This window comes from Cupriavidus sp. P-10 (genome assembly GCF_003402535.2).
Lineage (GTDB): Bacteria > Pseudomonadota > Gammaproteobacteria > Burkholderiales > Burkholderiaceae > Cupriavidus.
The window spans coordinates 2,827,965-2,846,370 of the sequence record NZ_AP025171.1 but is presented as its reverse complement, the minus strand read 5'-3'; the positions used below and the strand labels follow the sequence as shown (position 1 = coordinate 2,846,370).

Below are 18,406 nucleotides of genomic sequence, written 5' to 3'. Positions count from 1 at the left end.
GAGATCGGCCGCGCCTTCCTTTACCCACTCGCGCCCAGGCCGCGCATGCACTATCTTCGGTGTGGACTGCAAAGCATTTGCAGCCAATACAAAACCGAGGAGACCTGATGCGACGCACCCCCCGCCGCCTTGCCGCTGCGCTGGCTTTGGTTGCCACCACCGTTGCCACCACCATCCCCGCCGCCATGGCCGAGGCACCCGCGCGCGCCGACCGCCTGGCCGTTCCCGGCCTGGAGAAGCCCGCGACCGTGCTGGTCGACCGCTGGGGCGTGCCGCATATCTACGCCGGCACGCTCTACGACGCCTTCCACGTGCAGGGTTTCATGGCGGCGCGCGACCGCCTGTGGCAGATCGACCTCTGGCGCAAGCGCGGCCTCGGCGAGATGGCGAAGGACTTCGGCCCCGCCTACGCCGACGGCGACCGCATGGCGCGCGCGGTGCTGTTCCGCGGCGACATGTACCGCGAATGGCTGGCCTACGGCTCCGACGCCAAGCGCGTGGCCGAGGCCTTCGTCGCCGGCGTGAATGCCTACGTGGCGCTGACCGAGCAGAAGCCGGAACTGCTGCCGCCCGAGTTCCGCAAGCTCGGCTACAAGCCCGCGCGCTGGCAGGCCGAGGACATCGTGCGCATCCGCCACCACGGCCTGACGCTGAACTTCACCGGCGAGATCGAGCGGGCCCAGCTCTTCTGCCAGGCCAGGGCCGATGCCGTCCGCGCCGACTGGATCCGGCGCGAACTCGATCCGCCGGTCGAACCCAGGCTCAGCGCCGGCCTCGATCCCTGCACGGTGCCGGCCGCCGAACTGCGCCGCGCCTATGAACTGGCCACCGCCGCCGCGCGCTTCCCCAAGGACGCGTGGAGCGGCGCGCAATCCGCCAGCATCCCGCTCGACCAGCTCTATGCACTGGTCGACCCCAGCAGCGACACCGGCCGCAGCCTCGGCTCCAACAACTGGGTCATCGGCGGCAAGCGCACCACCACCGGCCGGCCGATCCTGGCCAACGACCCGCACCGCTCGCACGGCGCGCCCAGCCTGCGCTACATCAGCCACCTGAACGCGCCCGGCATGTCGGTGATCGGCGCGGGCGAACCGTTCCTGCCGGGCATCTCGATCGGGCATAACGGCACCATCGCGTTCGGCCTGACGCGCTTCTACATGGACCAGGAAGACCTCTACGGCTACGAGCTGAACCCGGCGAACCCGCGCGAATACAAGTACAAGGGCCGCTGGGAGCCGATGGAGACCGTCACCGAGGAGATCGTCGTCAAGGGCGAGCCCGCGCCGCGCAAGGTCACCGTCGACTTCACCCGCCACGGCCCGGTGCTGCACGCCGACGCCGCGCGCGCCTGGGTGCTGCGCGCAGCGTGGCTCGACTACGGCATGGCGCCGTACTTCGGCTCGATGGACTACATGCGCGCGCGCAACTGGGACCAGTTCCGCGCCGCCATGAACCGCTGGGGCGCGCCCGGCGAAAACCAGGTCTATGCCGATACCGGCGGCAATATCGGCTGGATTCCCGGCGGCCTGACCGTCAAGCGCCCCAACTGGGACGGGCTGACGCCGGTGCCGGGCGACGGCCGCTATGAATGGGCCGGCTACCGCAACATGGACGAGCTGCCGTGGGCCTACAACCCGACGCCGGGCTATATCGTCACCGCCAACGAGAACAACATCCCGCCCGAGCATCCGGCGGCAAAGCTGGGCGTCGGCTACGAATGGAGCGACAGCTCGCGCGCGCGGCGCCTGAAGGCTGTAGTGGGCGCCAATCCGCGCAGCTCGGTGCAGGACTCGATGGCGTGGCAGAACGATACGGTGTCGCTGCCGGCACAGCGCGTGGTGGCGCTGCTGAAGGACGTGCGCAGCGACGACGCGCAACTGGCGCGCGGGCTCGACCTGCTGCGCGGCTGGGACGGCAATGAACGCGCCGACAGCGCCGCGGCGGCGCTGTTCGAGGTCTGGTTCAGCAAGCACCTGCGCCAGGCAGTGGTGCGCGCGGCATTGCCCGCCGATGCTGCCCGGCTGGTCGGCGCCGGCGATGCGGCGCGCGTGGTCGCGGTGCTGGAGCAGCCCGATCCGTGGATGCCGGTGGCGCGGCGCAACGCGGTGATGCTTGAATCGCTGAAGGCCGCGATGGCGGAGGTGGAAGGCAAGCTCGGCCCGGACCCGCGCGGCTGGCAATGGGGCAAGCTGCACACCGCGGTGTTCGCGCACCCGATGGACCCGATCCTGAGCGATGCCGAGCGGCAGCAGTTCAACGTCAACGCCGGGCCGATCGGCGGCTCGGCCTTCACGCCGATGAACACCAGCTACCGCAACAGCGATTTCCGGCTGACCGCCGGGGCGTCGTTCCGCATGGTGCTGGATGTCGGCAACTGGGATGGCTCGCGCGTGATCAACACGCCGGGGCAGTCGGGGAATCCGGCCAGCTCGCACTACCGCGACCTGGCGCCGCTATGGGCCAAGGGGGAGTATTTCCCGCTGGTCTATACGCGCAAGGCGGTGGAGAAGGCGAGCAAGGAGAGGCTGGAGCTGGTGCCGCAGTAAGAACCTTCAACCGGGGTATCGCAAGCTGGGCCGTCCGCCGCAAGCTACCACCCCAGGCAAACGCACCCCTCTCCCGCAAGCGGGCGAGGGGAGCAGACCGCCGGCGACGTGAAAGCGCCGGGCTTTACTTCAACAGCCCCAGCACCGCCTCGGCCCCCGCCTCCGACGAAGCCGGGTTCTGCCCCGTCACCAGCCTTCCCGCCACCGCAACGTGGCTGGCCCAGTCCTCCCCGCGGGTAAACCGCCCGCCGCTGGCCGTCAGCACATCCTCCACCAGGAACGGCACTACCTTGGTCAGCTGCACCGCCTCTTCCTCGCTGTTGGTAAAGCCCGTGACTTCCTTGCCCTTCACCAACGGCTGCCCGTCCGCGCCCTTGACGTGTCGCAGCACCCCCGGCGCATGGCACACGGCGCCCACCGGCTTGCCCAGCCGGACGAACTGCTCGATCAGCGCGATCGAACGCTTGTCTTCCGCCAGGTCCCACAGCGGCCCATGGCCGCCGGGATAGAACACGGCGTCGAAGTCCTCCGCCTTCACCTGGTCCAGCGTCAGCGTGCTGGCCAGCACGGCCTGCGCGTCAGCATCCGAGCGGAAGCGGCGGGTAGCGTCGGTCTGCGCGTCGGGGTCGTCGCTCTTGGGATCGATCGGCGGCTGGCCGCCCTTGGGCGAGGCCAGCGTGATGCCAGCGCCGGCGTCCTTGAAGACGTAGTAGGGCGCGGCGAATTCTTCCAGCCAGAAGCCGGTCTTCTTGCCGGTATTGCCGAGCTGGTCATGTGAGGTCAACACCATCAGGATGTTCATGTGGCTGCTCCTTGGCGAAACGTGGGCACGGTGGCGCAACGCCATTCAGCATAGTGCCCCGGCCGCGAACATCCTATGGTCTTGACGGAAGCGACAAGTGCCGTGCCGTGGGTCCGGCACGGCGCGCGCGACCGTAATGCGCATTACGCGCGGTTGACCACCGGCACCAGCGCGCCCTGCACCGCGCGCGCGGCGTCGGAGGCGAGGAACAGGATCACGTCGGCCAGTGCGTCCAGGCCGACCCAGCGCGAGGTGTCGGCATCCGGCATGGCCTGGCGGTTCTCGGGCGTGTCGAGGATGCTGGGCAGCACCGCGTTGATGCGGATACCCTGGTCGCGCAGTTCGGCCGACATCGATTCGGTCACCCGCGCGAGCGCGTCCTTGGACGCGCAGTAGGCGCCCATCTGCGCCAGCCCGCGTGCCGCCGAATTGGCGCCCACGTTGACGATGGCGCCGCCGCCGGCGGACAGCATGTGCGGCACCACGGCGCGCGCCATGTTCAGTACCGTGCCCACGTTCATGTCGAACAGGCGGTTCCAGTCGGCTGCGCTGGTCTCGTGGATGCCCGTGCCCATGGCGAAGCCGCCGGCCAGGTTGCACACCACGTCGATGCGCCCGCACGCCTGCACGGCTTCGCCGATGGCATTGCCCAGGCTGTCCGCATCGAGCAGGTCGGCCTGCAGCGCCAGGTGGCCGCTGCCGGCTTCGGGCAGCGGTGCGGCATGGCGGTCCAGCAGCACCACGCGCGCGCCTGCCTGTGCGAAGGCGTGCGCGACCGCGCGGCCCAGGTTGCCGCGTGCGCCGGTGACCAGTACGTTCTTGCCGTTGAAGTTCATTTGCGTGCTCCTGCGCCGTGGCGGCGCGCATTGTCGTGATCAGGCTTCGCCCGGCTTTTACATTCGTGGCCGGCAGCGAAAAACGCAAGCCAGTCTACGCAACGGCACGCAACATAAGCTTGCGAAAACGCCTCGGGGTAACCCTCGAAACGCACAGGAAGTTGCGCGCGACACTCGCAGTTTGCGCCGCGCCGGCAGGTTGCCCGGCAAGCGCCTAGAATGTCCTGCATCCCGCCACGCAGGAGCAGGACGATGCCAGGCAAGCCCGTCAGGATCCCGGGCCCCGACCACCCCATCACCGTCACGCCGACGCAAGGGCGCGTGGTGGTCAGGGTGGCGGGCCGCGTTGTCGCCGACAGTACCGCGGCGCTGACGCTGCAGGAAGCCAGCTATGCGCCGGTGCAGTACATCCCGCGCGCCGATGTCGACATGGCGCAGCTCGCGCGCAGCGATCACGCCACCTACTGCCCCTACAAGGGCGATTGCAGCTACTTCTCCATCCCGGCTGCCGGCGAGCGTGGGCGCGATGCGGTGTGGAGCTACGAGACGCCTTACGATGCGGTCGCGGCGATTGCCTCGCACGTGGCCTTCTACCCGGATCGCGTCGACGGCATCGACATCGGCGATGCGGGGCGCTGAACGTGCGGGTGGATTCAGGGTGACAGCGCCGCGTCGATCATTGCCACGGCCAGTCCTGTCAGCAACGCCAGTGCGGAAGCGATAAACCACCGCACTGTCTTGCGGTATTCCTCCACCGCATCGTCCTCGATGCGCAGCGCGCGGAACAGCGCGACGATCTGCAGCGATACCGCCGCCAGCAGCGAGATCGCGGCGAACACCGCGCGCACGTTCCAGTGGCCCGGGCTTTCGAAGCCCCAGAAGCGCCAGAACGCCAGCGAGAAGCCCAGCAGCACCGTGATGGCGGTGATGATGCCCTGGCGGTAGCCGCTGGGCACCAGCTGGGGTGCTGGCTCTGGCGGTGTGGCTGGCGGGGGAACAGCATCCATGGCGCGTCTCCGGTTGACGAAGGCCTGGAGGAAGGCCTGGATGCAGTCTAGTCGCGGATCAACCCTTGCTGAAAATGCTGTAGAAATCAGGCGCGCCGCTGTCGGGCATGCTCAGGTCGAGCGAGCCTTCGATATGCTCGAGGTGCTCGGCCATCAGTGCGCTCGCGCGCGCGGCATCGCGCTGCTCGATGGCGTCGATCAGCTGGCGGTGTTCGTGCTCGGCGCACGCGGGGGCGCCGGGGCGGTCGTACAGCGTGATGATCAGGCAGGTGAGCGAGACCATCTCGCGGATCAGCTTTTCCAGGATCGCATTGCCGGCCATCTCGGCCAGCAGGATATGGAACTCGCCCGACAGTCGGATCATCGCGGCGCGGTCGCCGCGGGCGCGCGCGTTGTCCTCTTCCATGGCATGGCGGCGCAGGCTGCGGACCTTGGCCGGCGTGGCGCCCAGCGCCAGTTCAGCGGCCAGCGCGGGTTCGACCACACGGCGGGCCTGGAAAACTTCGCGCGCCTCGTCGACCGTGGGGCTCGACACGAAGGCGCCGCGGTTGGGCACCAGCGTGACCAGCTTTTCATGCGCAAGGCGGGCGAACACCTGCCGGATGCGCGCGCGGCTGGCGCCGGTGACTTCGCACAGGCGTTCTTCCACCAGCTTGGTGCCGGCCAGCAGGCGATGCTCCATGATCGCGGTCAGCAGGCCAAGATAGATGGCTTCGGTGGCGGAAGCCTCGCCGGCGGCGGACTCGTTGCCGGCCGGTTCATCCGGCGGGGCTGGCGGGGCGGCCTTGGCCGCGGTTCTGGATGCGGGCCGTCGCGGCGCTTTCGCCGCCGCGACGGGCGCCGCCTTCTTCGATGTGGTTGCCATATCTGGGTACGGACAGTCGGGGTGTCGCCGGAAGTGGCGACGAAACACGGCTATATCGTACACAAATATGGCGACGGGGACGGCGCGGGTCAGGCCGTGGCGGCTTCCCTGGCAGCGCTGGCAGCGCTGGCAATTGCAGAGGCAGTCGTTGCGGGGCGGAACGGATGGACCTGCGCCCAGTGCCGCGCGAGGTCGACACGGCGGCAGATCCACACCTTGTCATGGCCCTGCACGTAGTCAAGGAAGCGCTGCAGCGCGCGGAAGCGGCCGGGACGGCCGAGCAGCCGGCAGTGCATGCCGATCGACAGCATCTTGGGGCTGTCCTGTCCGCTCGGGTCGCCTTCTTCATACAGCACGTCGAACGCATCCTTCAGGTACTGGAAGAATTGCTCGCCGGTGTTGAAGCCTTGCGGCGTGGCAAAGCGCATGTCGTTCGAGTCCAGCGTGTACGGCACCACCAGGTGCGGCTTCTTTTCGCCGCCGGTGACTTCGACTTCAGTCCAGAAGGGCAGGTCGTCGCCGTAGTAGTCCGAGTCGTACAGCAAGCCGCCGTGCTCGACGACGAGGCGGCGCGTGTTGGGGCTGTCGCGGCCGGTGTACCAGCCCAGTGGCAGCTCGCCGGTCAGCTCCTTGATGATCTGCATGCCGATGCGCATGTGCTCGCGCTCGGTGGCTTCGTCCATGTTCTGGTAGTGGATCCAGCGCCAGCCGTGGCAGGCGATCTCGTGGCCCAGTTCGACGAAGGCGCGCGTCAGATCCGGATGGCGCTGCAGCGCCATCGACACGCCGAAGATGGTCAGCGGCAGGCCGCGCTTTTCGAACTCGCGCAGGATGCGCCAGGCACCCGCGCGCGAGCCGTATTCATAGATGCCCTCCATGCTCATGTGGCGGTCGGGATAGGCCGCCGCGCCGACGATCTCGGAGAGGAACTGCTCGGAGGCGGCGTCGCCGTGCAGCACGCAGTTCTCGCCGCCTTCTTCATAGTTGAGGACGAACTGCACGGCGATGCGCGCGCCGCCCGGCCAGCGGGCGTGAGGAGGCTGGGCACCGTAGCCGGTCAGGTCGCGGGGATAACGTGTCTGGAGCATGTTGCGCGATAGGGTAAGAGGTTCTCGAAACATCAGTTCAGTGCCTCAGTTCAGTGCATACGGCGCCAGCATGCCGGCATACGCCTTCGGCAGCGGCCGCGCCCAGTCGCCACGCTTGCTGGTGGCCAGCCGCACCGACACCAGCGACTCGGCCAGCTTGACCGCGCACGTCACGCCGTCGATCACCGGCGCGCCGATGGCGTCGGCGATCTCGTCGCACAAATCGGTCATGCCGGCGCAGCCGAGCACGATGCATTCGCTGCGGTCTTCCACCAGCGCGCGGCGGCAGGCCTCGGTGATGATGCGGCGCGCGTCCGAGCCGGGGCGCTCCAGGTCGAGCACCGGCAGGTCGCAGGCGCGCACGTTGCTGCAGAAGCGCTTCATGCCGTAGCGCTCGGCCAGATGCCAGGCGATATTGCAGGTGCGTGCCAGCGTGGTGACCACGCTGAAGCTGCTGCCGACCATGCTGGCCATGTGCATTGCCGCTTCGGCGATGCCGATCACGGGGCCGCGGGCCACCTCGCGCGCCGCATACAGGCCGGGGTCGCCGAAGCAGGCGATGACGTAGCCGTCGACGCCTTCCTGCTCGCCCGCCAGGATCTCGTCGAGGATGCCGGGCACCGACAGCGCCTCGTCATAGTGGCTCTCGATCGAGGCCGGGCCCATGCGCGGGCTGACCGCGCTGATGCGCGTACCCTGCTCGGCCACGGCGCGGGCGCACTGGCCGATCTTCTCGGTCATGCTTTCGGTGGTATTGGGGTTGATGATCTTCAGCTTCATGGACGCGGCTCTGAGATGGATGCGGTCGTTGGAGAGTGGTCGTTCAGGCCTTGCTGGCGGCCGGATCGGCAGGCGAGGCCAGGTGGCCCGGCATCATGCGCGGCGCCAGCTGGCGGTACAGCACCAGCGCGATGCCCATGCCGATGAACCAGCTGTAGTTGGCCGCCGCCTGCCAGGCCGGCACCACCACGCACAGGATCGGGATGACAGCCGCGGGAATCATGGTGGCCACTGCTGCCGGGTTGAAGCCGTTGCGGTACCAGTAGCGGCCGCGCGGGTTCAGCGTGTACAGGTCATCGACTTCCACGTGCTGGCGGCGCACCAGGTAGTAGTCGGCGATCAGGATGCCGAACAGCGGGCCGATGAAGGCGCCCAGCACGTCCAGCGTGTAGTGGATCACCTCTGGGTTGTTGTACAGGTTCCAGGGCGTGATGAAGATCGAGGCCACCGCGGCGATCATGCCGCCGGTGCGCCAGCTGATGTGCTTGGGCGACACGTTGGAGAAGTCGAACGCCGGCGACACGAAGTTGGCGACGATGTTGATGCCGATGGTCGCGGTCATGAAGGTGAACGCGCCCAGCAGCATGGCGAAGGTGCTGTCGATATGGCTGACGGTTTCCACCGGGTCGGTGATCAGCTTGCCGAACACCGGCAGCGTGGCCGAGGTGGTGATCACGGTCAGCAGCGAGAAGCCCAGGAAGTTGACCGGCAGGCCCCAGAAGTTGCCGCGCTTGACCGACTTGAAGTCCTTGGCATAGCGCGAGAAGTCGCCGAAGTTCAGCATCGGGCCGGAGAAGTACGACACCACCAGCGCGATCGCGCTCAGCATCACCGGCACCGCTTCCCAGCCGGTGTACTTGACGAAGCTCAGCGTGAAGTTGACGTTCTCCCAGCCGGCCTTGTTCACCAGCCAGATCGCCAGCGCGATCATCACCACGTACACCGCCGGGCCGGCCCAGTCGATGAACTTGCGGATGGTCTCCATGCCGGTCCAGAACACCAGCGCCTGCAGCACCCACAGCACCATGAACGCGGCCCAGCCCAGCGTGGACAGCCCGGCAAAGCCGTGCAGCCTGAGGTCGGCATACGGCGCCAGCGAGGGGAAGAAGTGCAGCGCCAGCACCAGGAAGGCGCTGGACGCCAGGTAGGTCTGGATCCCGTACCAGGCCACCGCGATCAGCCCGCGGATGATGGCCGGGATATTGGCGCCGAGCACGCCGAACGAAGCCCGGCAGATCACCGGGTAAGGCGTGCCGGTCATCTGGCTGGGCTTGGCCACCAGGTTGCAGAAGAATTGCACGATCACGATCCCGACCAGCAGCGACACCAGCACCTGCCAGCTGGTCAGCCCCAGCGCGAACAGGCTGCCGGCGGTGATGTAGCCGCCCACGCTGTGCACGTCTGACATCCAGAAGGCAAAGATGTTGTAGGTGCCCCAGGTCTGCTTGCGCAGCGGCGCCAGGTCCTCGTTGGTCAGCCGCTCGTCGTAGGTGGGCTTGATCAGGGCATTGCCGTGTGCGGCATGCCCTGCCTGCGGGGCGCTGGCGGTCGCGTCTGGCGTTACGGTCGTTTGCATCATCTGAGTCTCCTGGCAGATGGTTGTCTTGACGATAGGCGAACGTATGGCCGTCTGGCTCTTTTGTGCGCCGTGGGAATCCTTGCTGCGCTGTCTACTAAATTGTCTACAAAATAATTGGAAGATGTAGACGATGTTGTAGATCAAGGATTCATGATTGTCAACATTCGTTTTCCCGAAAGAAGGGAAGGGGTGCGGGGTGACCGCGGGAGGAGGGGACGCCACCTGCCGTGCCTGGCGGCGCACAAATGAAAAGACCCCGCTCAAGGGCGGGGTCGTCAAACCTGCGGTTGTGTTCTCCCTCTGCCGCACGCGGGAGAGCGGAGAAAATCAGGCGGTATGGAGGACTGAACTCAATAGGCGATCTTCGCCGTCAGGCTCACGCTGCGCGGATCGCCAGGCTGCAGGTAGTTTTCATACTGGAAGCCCCAGTAGCGCTTGTTGGTCAGGTTGTTCAGCGCCGCGCGCAGCGTCAGGTCCTTGCCGTACACGCGCGTGTTGTAGGTGGCGCCGAGGTTGAACACGGTATAGCCGCCAGCCTCCAGCGTGTTGGTCGCGTTGAGCTTGATGTTGCTGGTGTACTTGCCGTCGACGCCAACCCGCAGGCCCGGCACGAACGGTACGCGGTAGCTGATGCGGCCCGCCAGCACCAGCTCGGGCGCGCCGGCCACGCGGTTGTCGATGTTGGTATTGCCCTTGCCGTAGTAGGTGTCGAGGTACATCGCGCTGCCGCCGAACTCCCACTGGGAACCCAGGCGGTACACACCGGCCAGTTCCACGCCCTGGTAGATCGAGGAGCCGTCCTGCACCCGCGTCGGCAGGCCGTTGCTGACACTGTCGTACTCTGCATCGCGCTCGATGCGGAACAGCGCGGCGGTGGCGCTCCACTTCTGCTGGTCGGCCTTGACGCCGATTTCATACTGCTTGCTGCGGAGCGGGCTGAGCAGCTGGCGCGCGTTGGTGTAGCCATCCGGCACGATCGAGCCGGGCTCCAGCGCTTCTACATAGCTGGCATAGACCGTGGCCGCCGGCACCGGCTTGAACATCAGCGCCAGCGTCGGCGTGACCACGCCGTTCTTGGTGTAGTTGCTGGCCACCGGGACGTAGCCGTTCTGCTCGAAATTGGTCACGCGCAGCCCGGCCAGCACCGACCAGCGCTCGCTCAGCTGCACGGTATCGCTGGCAAAGATCGACTTCTGCGTGATGTCGCTGTTGCGCACCTTGTTGAACGCGGTCGAGCTGAAGTACGTGTTGGTGTTCGGCTCGAAGATATTGCCGGTGCCGATCGTGCCGGCGAAGCCGTTGTTGTCATAGCGGTCGATCTGCTTCTGCCACGACAGGCCGGCCACCAGCTGGTGGCCGAACGGGCCGGTGCGGAACTTGCCCTCCAGCATTGCCTGCCAGTAGCCGACCTGCTGGTTCTGCGCGGTGTCGTAGCGCGTGTCGGTGTAGTCGCCGGCCTGGTTCAGCACGCCATACAGGCTCTCGTTGCGGCTGCGGTTGACCTTGCTGAAGCTGTAGTTGGTGCTGACCGCCCATTCCGGGTTGACCTGGTAGCGCAGGCCCGTGGTGTACAGCTGCAGGTTGGTGTTCAGGTGCTGGTCGCTGCCGGCGAAGTTGCGGATGCGGCCGGACACCGCGGCCGGCAGCGCCTGGTCGGTGTAGGTCCAGAAGCTGAAGGACGGCATCTGCCCGGCGGTGCGGCGGTCCTGGTAGATCGAGTCGAAGGTCCAGGTCAGGTCCCTGGTCAGGCGTGCGTCCAGGCCCAGCGAGACCGTGTCGCGGTTGACGTTGCGCGCGTTGTACGGCGTGCCTTCCTCGTGCGTGTAGTTAAGCCGGTAGCCGAACATGTTGTCCGGGCCCGCGCGGCCGCCGAGGTCGATGTGCTCGCTCCACACGTTGGCGGCGCGGTAGCCCAGCTCGAACGAAGCGGTAAAGGTGTCGGTCGGCTTCTTGGTGACGTAGTTGACGATGCCGCCCGGGGTGCCAAAGCCGTACATGAAGCCCGGCAGGCCCTTGAGCAGTTCCACCTGCTCCAGATGCTCGTACGGCAGCGTGATGCCGTAGGCGACGAACGGCAGCCCGTTGATCTTGAAGCCGTTCTGCCAGTCGACCTGCAGGCCGCGCACGGTCAGGTAGCTGGACCAGCTGTTGTAGGCATTGCTGTTGTCGGTGACCGAGGCATCCATGGCGAACACGTCGCCGAGCTTGGCGACCTGGCGGTCGGCCAGGTCCTCGCCGGTGACGATGGTCGTGGAATACGGCGTGTCGAGTTGCGTGCGCGAGCCCAGCGCACCGGTACTGGCCTTTTTCTGAAGCTGCAGGCCCGCGTCATCGACGGCGGCGGCGCTGACCGTCACGGCGGGCAGCGATTGCGGCTCGGCTCCCGCCGCGGGCTCCTGTGCCAGCGCCGCCGCCGCCGGGAAGCCGATGAGGACTGCCAGGTGCGCCAATACGGCGAGATGGCGAGGCTTGGGTGCGCGCAGGCGGGTGGCGCGGAAGTCGGCGTGATTCATGGGTGGCGGTAAGACAGGCAGGCCTGTATGTAAATGTTGATACAAATGCGAATAATTCGCATTTAGTAAAAGTCGGAATGATGGACATGCGGAAAGGCGGCGTCAAGGCGAGGCGGAAGGGTGTCGTGGAGAAAGCAACGAAGCGGGAAGACTTCTTTCAATCAGGTGATCGAAACGTGGCTTGTGCTTGCATGGCTGAGATTAAGTCCTACTGTGGGTGTTGCTCGTTTGAGCTACACTGTGGTACTTCCGGGAGTTAGATTTTTCTGAAATCCACCGCCCGGCAAGTAATCGATAATCCACTTCGTTATTATCCGCAGGAGCCTGCCATGCCCGCCTCGACCTTCGTTCGCACCCGGATCGACCAGCAAATCAAGGACGAGGCCGCGGCCGTGCTGGAAGCGATGGGCCTGACCGTTTCCGACGCCGTTCGCATGTTGTTGACCCGTATCGCGCTGGAGCAGGCTTTGCCTTCGGGGCTGATGACTCCGAACCCTGCAACCATTGCAGCGCTGAAAGAAGCGCGGGCCGGCGGCCTGCGCAAATTCGGGTCCGTGGCGGCGTTGATGGCGGATCTCAACGATGAGGATGATTGAACCGACGAGCCAGTTCAGACGAGACTACAAACGCGAACTGAAAGGTCCATACCGATTGGCGCTGCAGGGCCAGGAAAATGAACTTTCCGCCATTATCGAATTGCTGGCGTGCGACGAGGCCTTGCCTGCGCGATGCCGCGACCACGGCCTGGGCGGCGCGTTGCGGGACTGCCGGGACTGCCATGTCAGGCCGGACCTCCTGCTGATCTATCGGAAGCCCGATGCTGGAACGCTTCAGTTGATCCGGCTGGGCTCGCACAGCGAACTGGGCTTCTGATGGTCGATGGCCCAGCCTGTCTACAACGGCTTCTGAATCCCCTCATAGACCTTGTCCAGCTCCCCCAGCCGCTCGTTATACCGTTGCTTCAGGCATTCGACATTGCGCCCGCACTGGCGCCGCAGCTTGAGCCAGGCGCGTTGCTGGTCCTGCATGGTGCCGCGCGCGCCCATGGCGGACAGGCCGCTGAGCAGCTTGTACTTGGTGGCCAGTTCCACATCCTTGTCGTTGAGCGAGCGGTCCGCGCAGATGGCGATTTCATCGGACAGGCGTGCCTTGCCGCAGTCGAAGCTGGCGGCGCTGGCGGCCGGCACGGCGAGGGCGCCCAGCAGGGCCAGGGAGAAAAGGCGGTGGCGGCTACGCATCGGGCTGTCCTCAGGCTATGGATGGCGTCGAAACAAAAAAAGCGCGCGGCGCTTTCGCGCCGCGCGCCTGCCTCAAGCATAGCGTGCGGATAGCGCGCTGCCCGCAGAGGGGCAGCGCGGCGCCATCGCTCGGGGCTTGCCGTCCGTGGCGTACACCCGCTCGCCGGCGACCGAGGTCTCCGGCGTTGTTGTGCTGGTTTGCTTTATTGACTGCTTGTCATGAAGCGTTCGGGAACCGCGCTTATTCTCCCGGCACCGGGGCGGCGTCGCGCATGATGGCGCCATTGCCGCCGGCCGGCAGCGCGGGGAATTCCATCTCGGCATAGCTCACGAAGCGGGTCTTGCGCACGATGCGGTAGCCCGCCCAGATCGCCAGGAAGATCGGGATGCCGATGTAGGTGGCGGTCACGCCGACCCAGTCGATCTTGCCGCTGGTGAAGGCCTGGTAGTTCTGGCCCAGCGTGACGATCAGGCACAGCGCGAAGGCGAAGATCGGCCCGTAGGGGAAGAACGGCGAGCGGTAGGGCAGGCGCGACAGGTCATGGCCCTGCGCGACAAAGCCCTTGCGAAAGCGGTAGTGGCTGACCGCGATGCCCAGCCACGCAATAAAGCCGGTCATGCCCGACAGGTTCAGCAGCCACAGGTACACCGACTTGCTTTCGAACAGCGAGGTGAGGAAGCACAGTGCGCCTACCGCGGTGGTCGCCAGCAGCGCCATCAGCGGCACGCCGTTGCGCGTCAGCCGCGCGAAAATGCGCGGCGCGCGTCCTTCGGTGGCCAGGTTGTAGAGCATGCGGGTCGATGCGTACATGCCGGAGTTGCCGGCCGACAGCACCGCGGTCAGGATCACAGCGTTCATCACGCCGGCGGCAAAGGCCAGGCCGGCATGGCGGAACACCAGCGTGAACGGGCTCACGCCAAGGGTCTGCACGTCATTCTTGAGCAGGCTGGGATCGGTGTAGGGGATCAGGATGCCGATGATCAGGATCGCCAGCACATAGAACAGCAGGATGCGCCAGAACACCTGCCGCACCGCGCGCGGGATGTTCTTCGCCGGGTCGGCCGATTCGCCGGCGGCCACGCCGATCAGCTCGGTGCCCTGGAACGAGAAGCCGGCGATCATGGCCACGCCGATCAGCGCCGGCAGCCCGCCGACGAAGGGCGCATCGCCGAGGGTCAGGTTGGCCAGGCCGTGCGTGGCCGGCATGTCGCCGCGCATGATGCCGAAGATCATCAGCGTGCCGATGCCGATAAAGGCGATCACCGTCACCACCTTGACCAGCGCGCACCAGTACTCGGCCTCGCCGAAGCCGCGCACCGAGATGGCATTGAGCGCGAACATCAGCCCGAGGAACAGGGCGCTCCACAGCACGCCGGGCGTGTCCGGGAACCAGTACAGCATCACCAGTTGCGCCGCGGCCAGCTCCACCGCGATGGTCACCGCCCAGTTGTACCAGTAGTTCCAGCCCAGCGCGAAGCCGAAGCCTTCATCGACATAGCGCGCGCCGTAGGTGGCGAACGATCCCGATACCGGCATGTACGCAGCCAGCTCGCCCAGGCTGGTCATCAGGAAATACACCATCGCGCCGATCAGGATGTAGGCGGCCAGCGCGCCGCCGGGCCCGGCCTGCGCGATGGTGGCGCCCGACGCCACGAACAGCCCCGTGCCGATCGAGCCGCCAATGGCGATCATGGTGAGATGGCGGGCGCGCAGCGTGCGGCGCAGCGTGGGCGCTGGCGCGCCGGAATTGGAAGGTTGGCTGGACATCTGGACTTGGGTCGGGACGCGCAAAAGCGCGCAACTATGCCGGGGATCGCCTGCGGAGGCAACGCGGGCCGAGGGGGCCACAGACGGTGCCGCCGTCGGTACCCACGTCGGTACCGCAACCGGCGCCGCTGTCGGGCGGCCTACCGGGCAGCATACCGGGCAGCATACCGGGCAGCATACCGGGCAGCATACCGGGCGGTATATACAGCCCGGCTACGCGGCCGGATCATAAGAGAAAATGCAGCGCAGGAAAAGCCGCAACCTTGATGCAACCGCAGTACATGCGCGCAACGCAATCCATGTCGCGTTGCACAAGCCATGTAGGACAACGACCCCGCGCGGAAAGGAATGGCACCGCTGCCGTCACCTGTTTGCGCGGTGTATTGTCGTGATAGCGGGTCTGGCACGCCACATGCAGTCCGTGTGCAGTCGTCTGCACGGCGCGTCCCGGGCCAGCGCCTTCCCGGCGCAGGGAGATCCATGGATGTTCCAGACTTTCTTCTGCCACTATCCGTTCGAGACCTGCCGCAAGCGCTTGCCGCTGGGCGGGCTGCCGCTGGCGATCACGCTGGCCGTGGTGCTGGCCATGCTCCTGACCGGATGCGCCAGCCTGCCGGCAGCGGCGCAACGCACGCCGTCCAACGCGCCGGCCGCCACCGCCGACACGCCACTGGGCAAGGCACTGGCTCCGCGTCTCGCGCAGCGCCCTGGCGAGTCGCTGTTCTACCCGCTCTCGTCCGGCCCCGATGCGCTGGCCGCGCGCCTGGCGATGGCCCGCGCCGCCCAGCGCAGCCTTGACCTGCAGACCTACATCCTCGAGCCCACAGGCACCGGCGCCGCGGTGCTGGGCGACATCATCGACGCCGCCGACCGCGGCGTGCGCGTGCGCATCCTGCTCGACGACCTGCGCACCGGCGGCGATCTGGACAAGATCCTGTCGGCGGTCGATTCGCATCCCAATATCGAAGTGCGCCTGTTCAACCCGTTCGCCAACCGCAGCCTGCGCTGGCTGGAATTGCTGGGGGACTTCAGCCGGCTGGACCGGCGCATGCACAACAAGTCGATGACCGTGGACAACCAGATGTCGGTGGTGGGCGGGCGCAATATCGGCGACGCCTACTTCTCCGCCCGCACCGACATGGATTTCAGCGACCTCGACGTGCTGATCGCCGGTCCTGCGGTGCCGCAGGTTTCGGCGGTCTTCGATGAATACTGGAATGACGAATCTTCTTACCCGGTGGTGGCGCTGATCCCCGAGGGCAAGGAGGCGCCGGTGGAAATGCGCAACCTGCGCAAGCGGCTCGAAGCGCGTGGCGACCAGGCCAAGGCCAGCCAGTATGTGCAGGAACTGCTCGATTCGGGCCTGGCCAAGGGCATCGAAAGCGGTCATATGCCGGCCTACACCGGCAAGGCCACGGTGGTCTCGGACAAGGCCGCCAAGATCACCCACCAGACCCATGACGAACCCGGCCATGCCACCGCCCGCCTGGAGAAGATGATCAGCGGCGCGCAGAAGGAAGTCCTGCTGATCTCGCCATACTTCGTCCCCGACGACGACGGCGAGGCCTGGCTGATCGCGCTGGCAAAGCGCGGCATCCGCGTGCGCATCCTGACCAATTCCTTCGCCGCCACCGATGTCAGCGCCGTACATGCGGGCTATGCCCCGCACCGTCAGGCACTGGTGGCCGCCGGCATCGAGCTGTATGAACTCAAGCCCAGCGCCAATGCCGAGCTGGCGCAGCGCGGCAAGGCCGCCAAGGGTTCGCGCTCGCGCTCCTGGATGTCGTCGAGCCGCGCCAGCCTGCACGCCAAGAACTACATCGTCGACCGGCGCCTGGTGTTCATCGGCTCGCTCAACATGGATCCGCGCTCGGCCAAGCTGAACACCGAGATGGGGATCGTGCTAGACAGCCCGGCACTGGCCGAGCGCATGATCAAGTCCACCGAGGACGGCCTGCTCGACATGGCCTACCGCATCGGCGTGCGCACCGATGCAGACGGTAACAACGCACGCCTGACGTGGACCACGCGCGAGAGCGGGCAGCTCACCACCTATGACAGCGAGCCGGGCATGGGTGCGCTGCAACATCTGGGCATCGGCGTGCTGCGTGTGCTCCCGATCAAGGAAGAGTTGTAAACATCGTGGCGCTGCTGCCATGCGCCTTCCCTGAACCATGGATTGCGGATATGGTTTTTGGCTTCATTGCACTGTGCCGCCCCGGCACGCCCGCCGCAAAGGAGCGTTATGAAAGCCGCCGTCCTGCATCAACCCAAGACCCCGCTTGTGATCGAAGACGTTGCCATCGGCAAGCCCGGCCCGCGCGAAGTGCTGGTGCGCACCGCTGCCGTGGGCGTCTGCCACTCTGACCTGCATTTCCTGGACGGTGCCTATCCGTACCCGATGCCGGCCATCCTGGGACACGAGGCCGCCGGCGTGGTCGAGCAGGTTGGCGCCGAGGTGCGCACGGTCAGGCCCGGCGACCACGTCATCACCTGCCTGTCGGCGTACTGCGGCCATTGCGAGCATTGCCTGACGGGGCACCTGTCACTGTGCGTCGAGCCCGATACCCGCCGCCGGGAAGGCGAGGAGCCGCGCCTGACGGCACGGCAGGGCGGACCCATGAACCAGTTCCTGAACCTGTCGGCCTTTGCCGAGCAGATGCTGATCCACGAACACGCGCTGGTGGCGATCCGCCGCGACATGCCGCTGGACCGCGCCGCGCTGATCGGCTGCGCCGTCACCACCGGCATGGGCGCAGTGATCCACACCGCCAGGGTGCAGCCGGGCGAGACCGTGGCCGTGATCGGCTGCGGCGGCATTGGCCTTGCCACGGTCAACAGTGCCGCGATAGCCGGCGCCGGCCGCATCATCGCCATCGACCGCGTGCCGGCCAAGCTGGAACTGGCGCGCAAGTTCGGCGCCACCGACGTGATCGATGCCGGCAATGCCGACGTGCCCGATGCCGTGCGCGCGCTGACCGGCGGCGGCGTGCATCACGCCTTCGAGGCCATCGGCCTGAAGCAGACCACCGAGCAGGCCTTTGCCATGCTGCACCGCGGCGGCACGGCCACCGTGATCGGCATGATCGCGCCGGGCGTCAAGATCGAACTGAAGGGCAGCGACTTCCTCGCCGAGAAGCGCATCCAGGGCTCGCTGATGGGCTCGAACCGCTTCCCGGTGGACATGCCGCGCATGGTCGATTTCTACATGGCCGGCAGGCTGCACCTGGACGAGCTGATCGCGCAGCGCCTGCCGCTGGAGCGCATCAACGATGCCTTCGACGAACTGCGCCGTGGCGAGCTGGCGCGTTCGGTAATCCTGTTCGAGTAGGTGTTTGGGGTAAGTGTTCGGGTAAGCGTTCGGCTAAGCGTCGGGTAAGCGCT

At 66.6% G+C, this 18,406-nt stretch carries 16 protein-coding genes; 6 read left to right on the top strand and 10 right to left on the bottom strand.

The features are described from left to right. The first annotated feature begins 107 nt into the window (after nucleotides 1-107). Nucleotides 108-2,546: a penicillin acylase family protein gene (locus CTP10_RS29710; protein WP_116319104.1), complete on the top strand. Its 2,439-nt coding sequence runs from the start codon at nucleotides 108-110 to the stop codon at nucleotides 2,544-2,546. A 124-nt stretch (nucleotides 2,547-2,670) separates the two neighbouring features. Here the strand turns inward: CTP10_RS29710 and CTP10_RS29705 are convergent, their stop codons facing one another. Further along, nucleotides 2,671-3,348 (bottom strand): type 1 glutamine amidotransferase domain-containing protein, encoded by a 678-nt coding sequence (locus tag CTP10_RS29705; RefSeq protein WP_116319103.1) that lies wholly within the window; start codon nucleotides 3,346-3,348, stop codon nucleotides 2,671-2,673. 143 nt (nucleotides 3,349-3,491) lie between these two features. After that, entirely contained in the window at nucleotides 3,492-4,184 is a 693-nt protein-coding gene (locus CTP10_RS29700; RefSeq protein ID WP_116319102.1) for an SDR family NAD(P)-dependent oxidoreductase, read from the bottom strand. Between the two features lie 252 nt (nucleotides 4,185-4,436). Here CTP10_RS29700 and CTP10_RS29695 point away from each other — a divergent pair, with 252 nt between their 5' ends. Further along, nucleotides 4,437-4,823: a DUF427 domain-containing protein gene (locus CTP10_RS29695; protein ID WP_116319101.1), complete on the top strand. Its 387-nt coding sequence runs from the start codon at nucleotides 4,437-4,439 to the stop codon at nucleotides 4,821-4,823. A 14-nt stretch (nucleotides 4,824-4,837) separates the two neighbouring features. Here the strand turns inward: CTP10_RS29695 and CTP10_RS29690 are convergent, their stop codons facing one another. From CTP10_RS29690 to CTP10_RS29665, 6 genes are all read right to left on the bottom strand, one after another. Next, nucleotides 4,838-5,191 carry a hypothetical protein gene (locus CTP10_RS29690; RefSeq protein ID WP_116319100.1) on the bottom strand — a complete coding sequence of 118 codons (354 nt, stop codon included), beginning with the start codon at nucleotides 5,189-5,191 and terminating at the stop codon, nucleotides 4,838-4,840. 58 nt (nucleotides 5,192-5,249) lie between these two features. Next, entirely contained in the window at nucleotides 5,250-6,056 is an 807-nt protein-coding gene (locus tag CTP10_RS29685; protein WP_116319099.1) for a GntR family transcriptional regulator, read from the bottom strand. 89 nt (nucleotides 6,057-6,145) lie between these two features. Continuing rightward, nucleotides 6,146-7,144, bottom strand: coding sequence for an allantoinase PuuE (gene puuE / locus CTP10_RS29680; protein ID WP_116319098.1), 999 nt, complete (start codon nucleotides 7,142-7,144; stop codon nucleotides 6,146-6,148). A 45-nt stretch (nucleotides 7,145-7,189) separates the two neighbouring features. Next, a complete protein-coding gene (locus tag CTP10_RS29675; protein ID WP_116319097.1) occupies nucleotides 7,190-7,924 on the bottom strand; it encodes an aspartate/glutamate racemase family protein in 735 nt (244 codons plus the stop codon). A gap of 43 nt (nucleotides 7,925-7,967) precedes the next feature. After that, a complete protein-coding gene (locus CTP10_RS29670) occupies nucleotides 7,968-9,503 on the bottom strand; it encodes an NCS1 family nucleobase:cation symporter-1 (protein WP_116319096.1) in 1,536 nt (511 codons plus the stop codon). A gap of 350 nt (nucleotides 9,504-9,853) precedes the next feature. Further along, the gene (locus tag CTP10_RS29665) at nucleotides 9,854-12,016 is read right to left on the bottom strand and encodes a TonB-dependent siderophore receptor (protein WP_116319095.1); all 2,163 of its coding nucleotides are present in this window, start codon (nucleotides 12,014-12,016) and stop codon (nucleotides 9,854-9,856) included. A gap of 329 nt (nucleotides 12,017-12,345) precedes the next feature. Between CTP10_RS29665 and CTP10_RS29660 the strand changes: the two genes are divergently transcribed. Both CTP10_RS29660 and CTP10_RS29655 read left to right on the top strand, forming a co-directional pair. Next, nucleotides 12,346-12,612 carry a type II toxin-antitoxin system RelB/DinJ family antitoxin gene (locus tag CTP10_RS29660; protein WP_116319094.1) on the top strand — a complete coding sequence of 89 codons (267 nt, stop codon included), beginning with the start codon at nucleotides 12,346-12,348 and terminating at the stop codon, nucleotides 12,610-12,612. Beyond that, complete coding sequence (locus tag CTP10_RS29655) at nucleotides 12,599-12,889, top strand: type II toxin-antitoxin system YafQ family toxin (protein ID WP_116319093.1); 291 nt, start codon at nucleotides 12,599-12,601, stop codon at nucleotides 12,887-12,889. Before CTP10_RS29660 ends, CTP10_RS29655 begins: the two co-directional genes overlap by 14 nt. A 20-nt stretch (nucleotides 12,890-12,909) precedes the next feature. Here the strand turns inward: CTP10_RS29655 and CTP10_RS29650 are convergent, their stop codons facing one another. Together CTP10_RS29650 and CTP10_RS29645 are read right to left on the bottom strand one after the other, a co-directional pair. Continuing rightward, on the bottom strand, nucleotides 12,910-13,254 hold the full coding sequence (locus tag CTP10_RS29650; RefSeq protein ID WP_116319092.1) for a lysozyme inhibitor LprI family protein: 345 nt from the start codon (nucleotides 13,252-13,254) through the stop codon (nucleotides 12,910-12,912). 241 nt (nucleotides 13,255-13,495) lie between these two features. Next, nucleotides 13,496-15,022: an amino acid permease gene (locus tag CTP10_RS29645; RefSeq protein WP_116319326.1), complete on the bottom strand. Its 1,527-nt coding sequence runs from the start codon at nucleotides 15,020-15,022 to the stop codon at nucleotides 13,496-13,498. 484 nt (nucleotides 15,023-15,506) lie between these two features. Here CTP10_RS29645 and CTP10_RS29640 point away from each other — a divergent pair, with 484 nt between their 5' ends. Together CTP10_RS29640 and CTP10_RS29635 are read left to right on the top strand one after the other, a co-directional pair. Beyond that, nucleotides 15,507-17,159: a phospholipase D family protein gene (locus CTP10_RS29640; protein ID WP_116319091.1), complete on the top strand. Its 1,653-nt coding sequence runs from the start codon at nucleotides 15,507-15,509 to the stop codon at nucleotides 17,157-17,159. Nucleotides 17,160-17,267: 108 nt separating this feature from the next. Continuing rightward, nucleotides 17,268-18,353, top strand: coding sequence for a Zn-dependent alcohol dehydrogenase (locus tag CTP10_RS29635; protein ID WP_116319090.1), 1,086 nt, complete (start codon nucleotides 17,268-17,270; stop codon nucleotides 18,351-18,353). Nucleotides 18,354-18,406: the final 53 nt, after the last annotated feature.

Excerpts from the sequence above, each read along its gene's own strand:
- CTP10_RS29705 (WP_116319103.1), bottom strand. The coding sequence starts at position 3,348 with ATGAACATCCTGATGGTGTTGACCTCACATGACCAGCTCGGCAATACC.
- CTP10_RS29700 (WP_116319102.1), bottom strand. The coding sequence starts at position 4,184 with ATGAACTTCAACGGCAAGAACGTACTGGTCACCGGCGCACGCGGCAAC.
- CTP10_RS29665 (WP_116319095.1), bottom strand. The coding sequence starts at position 12,016 with ATGAATCACGCCGACTTCCGCGCCACCCGCCTGCGCGCACCCAAGCCT.
- CTP10_RS29675 (WP_116319097.1), bottom strand. The coding sequence starts at position 7,924 with ATGAAGCTGAAGATCATCAACCCCAATACCACCGAAAGCATGACCGAG.
- CTP10_RS29650 (WP_116319092.1), bottom strand. The coding sequence starts at position 13,254 with ATGCGTAGCCGCCACCGCCTTTTCTCCCTGGCCCTGCTGGGCGCCCTC.
- CTP10_RS29690 (WP_116319100.1), bottom strand. The coding sequence starts at position 5,191 with ATGGATGCTGTTCCCCCGCCAGCCACACCGCCAGAGCCAGCACCCCAG.
- CTP10_RS29660 (WP_116319094.1), top strand. The coding sequence starts at position 12,346 with ATGCCCGCCTCGACCTTCGTTCGCACCCGGATCGACCAGCAAATCAAG.
- CTP10_RS29695 (WP_116319101.1), top strand. The coding sequence starts at position 4,437 with ATGCCAGGCAAGCCCGTCAGGATCCCGGGCCCCGACCACCCCATCACC.
- CTP10_RS29635 (WP_116319090.1), top strand. The coding sequence starts at position 17,268 with ATGAAAGCCGCCGTCCTGCATCAACCCAAGACCCCGCTTGTGATCGAA.
- CTP10_RS29640 (WP_116319091.1), top strand. The coding sequence starts at position 15,507 with ATGTTCCAGACTTTCTTCTGCCACTATCCGTTCGAGACCTGCCGCAAG.
- CTP10_RS29685 (WP_116319099.1), bottom strand. The coding sequence starts at position 6,056 with ATGGCAACCACATCGAAGAAGGCGGCGCCCGTCGCGGCGGCGAAAGCG.
- CTP10_RS29670 (WP_116319096.1), bottom strand. The coding sequence starts at position 9,503 with ATGATGCAAACGACCGTAACGCCAGACGCGACCGCCAGCGCCCCGCAG.
- CTP10_RS29645 (WP_116319326.1), bottom strand. The coding sequence starts at position 15,022 with ATGTCCAGCCAACCTTCCAATTCCGGCGCGCCAGCGCCCACGCTGCGC.
- CTP10_RS29655 (WP_116319093.1), top strand. The coding sequence starts at position 12,599 with ATGAGGATGATTGAACCGACGAGCCAGTTCAGACGAGACTACAAACGC.
- CTP10_RS29710 (WP_116319104.1), top strand. The coding sequence starts at position 108 with ATGCGACGCACCCCCCGCCGCCTTGCCGCTGCGCTGGCTTTGGTTGCC.
- puuE (WP_116319098.1), bottom strand. The coding sequence starts at position 7,144 with ATGCTCCAGACACGTTATCCCCGCGACCTGACCGGCTACGGTGCCCAG.